At 46.4% G+C, this 3,968-nt stretch carries 4 protein-coding genes; 1 reads left to right on the top strand and 3 read right to left on the bottom strand.

What is annotated here, in order from left to right:
• Window positions 1-225: MBL fold metallo-hydrolase (locus GX419_03585; GenBank protein ID NLI23771.1), on the top strand; the 225-nt coding region annotated here is incomplete at its 5' end.
• 4 nt (window positions 226-229) lie between these two features.
• Here the strand turns inward: GX419_03585 and GX419_03580 are convergent.
• From GX419_03580 to GX419_03570, 3 genes are all read right to left on the bottom strand, one after another.
• Window positions 230-1,411, bottom strand: coding sequence for a lactonase family protein (locus GX419_03580; protein ID NLI23770.1), 1,182 nt, complete (start codon window positions 1,409-1,411; stop codon window positions 230-232).
• Between the two features lie 320 nt (window positions 1,412-1,731).
• Entirely contained in the window at window positions 1,732-2,211 is a 480-nt protein-coding gene (locus GX419_03575) for a hypothetical protein (GenBank protein ID NLI23769.1), read from the bottom strand.
• A gap of 440 nt (window positions 2,212-2,651) precedes the next feature.
• The coding region (locus GX419_03570) for a T9SS type A sorting domain-containing protein (GenBank protein NLI23768.1) at window positions 2,652-3,968 on the bottom strand (1,317 nt) is incomplete at its 5' end.

Raw genomic sequence — 3,968 nt, 5'->3', positions numbered from 1 at the left:
ACGGAAAATATTCCCGAGATGGCAGCCATACGCGGTGTGGATATTGCTTTTCTGCCCATGAATCAGCCTTTTACAATGACCCCTGAACAGATAGTAGCCACGGCCAAGGTACTTCGGCCTAAAATACTCTATCCCTATCATTATGGCGAAACCGATGTATCGCGCCTGAAAAGCCTGATGAAAGAAGTAAAGGATGTGGAATTGAGGATACGGGACATGAAATAGCTCATCAGGGTATAAACCTCAGGCAAACGGGTGCCGGCAGGGAAAAGGTTGATCCGGTGGAAGTGAGTTTCCCTGTTGCCGGGTCGATGCGGAACACAACTATGTTGTTCGTATTCTGATTGGCACAAAGCAGGAACTGACCATCAGGAGAAACTGCAAAATTCCGTGGTGTTTTGCCCCCTGTCGGATAACTTTCCCTGCGGCTAAGTTTTCCGGTATTCGGTTCAATTCCGAAAAGAACAATTTCATTGATTTCCCCTCTGTTGGTTGCATAAAGAAATTTTCCGGAGGGATGGATATGAATGTCGGCACAACCGGCAAACCGGTCATCGCCCTCTTTGCGCGTGGAAACAATCTGGAACCGGTTTAGGTTTCCTGTCGCCTCCTCATACAGGAACGACTCGATGGTACCGTTCAGTTCATTGACAACATAAACCCAGGGTTTTGCATTATGGAATGCAATATGGCGCGGGCCGGCACCTGAACTGGTTTTTACGGTAAAGCCGGCTGGGGCAAGAGATCCGTTTTCTGCATTCAGAGTGTAAACATAGATTTCATCTGTTCCCAGGTCGGTGCTATAGATATATTTCCCATCGGGGGAAGGAAGAATCATATGGGCGTGCGGGCCTTCCTGCCGGTCTGTCACAGGACCTTTGCCGGTATGCTGGTGAACGGAAACAGCTTTCCCGATTTTCCCGTCAGGATGTACCGGAAAGGCGGCCACATTTCCGCTGCCATAATTGGCCGCAAGAACAAATTTACCTGTCGGATCGAGGCTGATATAGCACGGATATTTTCCTTCCGACGAAACCTTATTAAGGAAACGGAGGGTCATGGAAACTGTGTCAAGGGCGAAGCTGCTGATACCGCCTGTATCGTTTTCGTTGACCGAAAACACCTGTAAACGAATGCGGTCAAAAACGAGAAACGAAGGATTTTCTGTTGCGGGCGATGCATTTACCAGCGCCAGCTCCCCTGTTGAGGCATTCATTCTGAGGATGTAGATGCCGCTGTCGGCTCCCTGCAGAGTGAACCCGGTGCCGGTATAGGTTCCGGCCAGAAGATACCAGAAAGAAGGGGATGAAGAAGCGGCTGTTTTTGGAACCGGTTTCCGGCAGCCCGGCATGAAACATAGCACGCCAAGCAGGGCCAGAGAATGAATCAGGGTTTTTATTTTATAAGGCATGGAATTAAATATTCTGCAGATCCTGTTGAAATAGAAATTCTATGATAAGTGCACCAAATATCTGCAAATTTTTTCAAAAGAAAAATTTTGCACGGTTGGTTAAGCCGGTTGCTCGGGAAACAATGGATTTATTGCTCCCCTTACAGGTACATATCATCAGTCATTTTTTTGATAAGATTATCAGTCAGTTGCCATACGATTAAGAAGAATCAAATCCGCATTGGGGATCTAAGACTGCGCAATGTACCGCAAGGGCCGCTTTCACTGCGTTTCAGCTGGATTTGCCCGGATGCCAACCCTGATGGCCATAGCACTGCGCATCAGTTCGCTTTTACTCCTAATACCCAATCCGGCTTTAAGAAAGTAACCAAATCCCGCATAAGAAAATTTAACAGTTGGCTTTGTGTTATTTCAAGGGGCTTTGCCCCTTTAACCCCAGTTACTTTCTTGTCTTGATACAAGAAAGTAACCAAATCCCGCATAAGAAAATCTACCAGTTGGCGGTGAGGCCAACTGTAAGATTTTCTATCGCGGGAAAGGCAAAACAAGAAGCCTTCGCTCTCTGCCAGAATGTTGGAATTACAAGCAAAGCGGAATTTTAAAGACGGGATTTGACAAGTATAGAGCTTGCATTCAAGGCCGCTGCGTATTTGAGCAAGAGCATGAACAAGGGAGTCTTTAAAATAAAATCCCGACTTTAGCGTCGGTCCTTTGCTGTAATTCCAAACATTCTGGCATTCACACCCGCCTTGGCCCCCCTGTTTTGCCTTGGCCCGCGCGCATGAGGTTCTCGTTCGCATTATCAATCTTTTTTTGGAATGAGATTTGGCTCATATTCATTTTGTTGCTCTTTGTATTCCTTATATAAAGGAACTTTCTTTAAAGAAACCGATACGAAACCGGCGGTTTCGAATTCCAATGTCCATGGTTACATCCATGGTAGGTAGGACGTTAACCTTTGCAACACCTGAGGTGTTGAAGAAAACAACCGCTATTCTAATTGTAGGAAGCGAAAATTTAAGAAATGGGTTTCAGCGGGATTTGCCCGGATGCCATCCCTGATGGCCATAGCACTGCGCATCAGTTCGCTTTTACTCCTGATGCATTATCCGGATTATTGTAGAAAATTCCATCAGGGAAATCAATGAGAACCCCGAAGGGGTGGCATTATGAAACAGCCTGTAATGCCGTCCCTTCAGGGCTCTTGTTGCTTTTTAACCGTTCGATCCTACTGAGCATTTTACTGGACAACTAATTTTCTGGTAACAACAGTATTTTTCTGGACAATCTTCACAAGATAAATTCCTGCTGGCAGGGAAGAAATATCAATTTCTTCCTGTTCCTGTTTCAGGTAGCCTTTTTTCATGCAAAGGCCCTCGCTGCTGATAATTTCGTAATGCATAATTCCTATGTTTTGGCTATGAATAAAGAGTTTTGACCTGGCCGGATTGGGATAAATGCTGAAACTCCCTGAAAAGGTTGACGGAGTGGATAGATTACTGACTGTGACCTGCGCTGAGGGAATCTCCCCGGCAGGTTCATAGTTATCAGCAAAATCAACAGCCCGGCAGAAAAACTTCCAGGTTCCGTTATAGGGTGGAACAAAACGGGCTTCACGGTTTAGATATAAGGTAGTCCAGGGAACCGGTTCTCCGTCATTATGGGCAACGGTAATAATAAAGGAGGCGATTCCTGAGGCCGCATCCTCTCCGTTTACAGATACCACGATGGTAGTGTCGTTCTGCAAATAGGCTGCATGGATATCGCTCACGGGCGGAGTGTTGTCAAGCACATTGGAAAAAACGTTGGTACTGATGGGTTTATTTAAGTCAAAAACGATTGTGGCCTGGTTAGATATGACAGTGTTGTCAGGAAGTCCATGGCGAAGAGGAACCGTAAAGGAAACATAACCTTCACCATCCGGGCTGTTGACATTAGGCGGCAAGAATCCGGCATCGGGGTCTTCGGTCAGCTCGCCGGTAATTCTGTCGAGCGAACGGAATGCCCAGCGGACGATACCTGTTGCAGTGTCTGCTTCGGCCATGAATGAAAGGAGGATATCTTTTTCAGGAGAAAGATCGATTAACCTGGAAACAAAGAGGGTATCTTCGTTCAGGCTGATGAGTGTGTCACCAAAGGAAAAACCGGTAAAGCGCAACTTTGCCAGATCGAATACCTCTTTATTCAGGGTATCTGAAATGCCGACTTCAAGAGCGGAAGAGGTTGCGGTTGCAAGGTTTTCGAAATGAATCGTGTAGCTCATCATATCGGTATTAACGAAGCGGGCATTCCCGGCTCCCGGATTTCCGGTTTTTTCGTTGGGATCAACTGAAAAAACGGTACGGGTACGAAGCCTTTTTGTTTTGTACTTATTGCGGCATTTTTGATCTGCATCATAATTTTCTTTGATATCGGCCATAAAGGAAGCAATACCGGCCGCAATTTTTACTGCTTTTGCCACCGGAACAATATCGGCGGCGCAGTTGCCAATAGCAAGAGCCCAGCTGGAAGCAGACCAGAGAATGCTTCCCCAGCTGTTCTCATTGTTCTGGTCGGT

This window comes from Bacteroidales bacterium (genome assembly GCA_012517825.1).
GTDB lineage: Bacteria > Bacteroidota > Bacteroidia > Bacteroidales > JAAYUG01 > JAAYUG01.
Note: the sequence above shows the minus strand (reverse complement) of the source record. Positions and strands in the feature narration are given on the sequence as shown.

What these genes read in the sequence shown, in the direction of transcription:
- GX419_03580 (NLI23770.1), bottom strand. Translation starts at nt 1,411, where the DNA reads ATGCCTTATAAAATAAAAACCCTGATTCATTCTCTGGCCCTGCTTGGC.
- GX419_03575 (NLI23769.1), bottom strand. Translation starts at nt 2,211, where the DNA reads ATGCGAACGAGAACCTCATGCGCGCGGGCCAAGGCAAAACAGGGGGGC.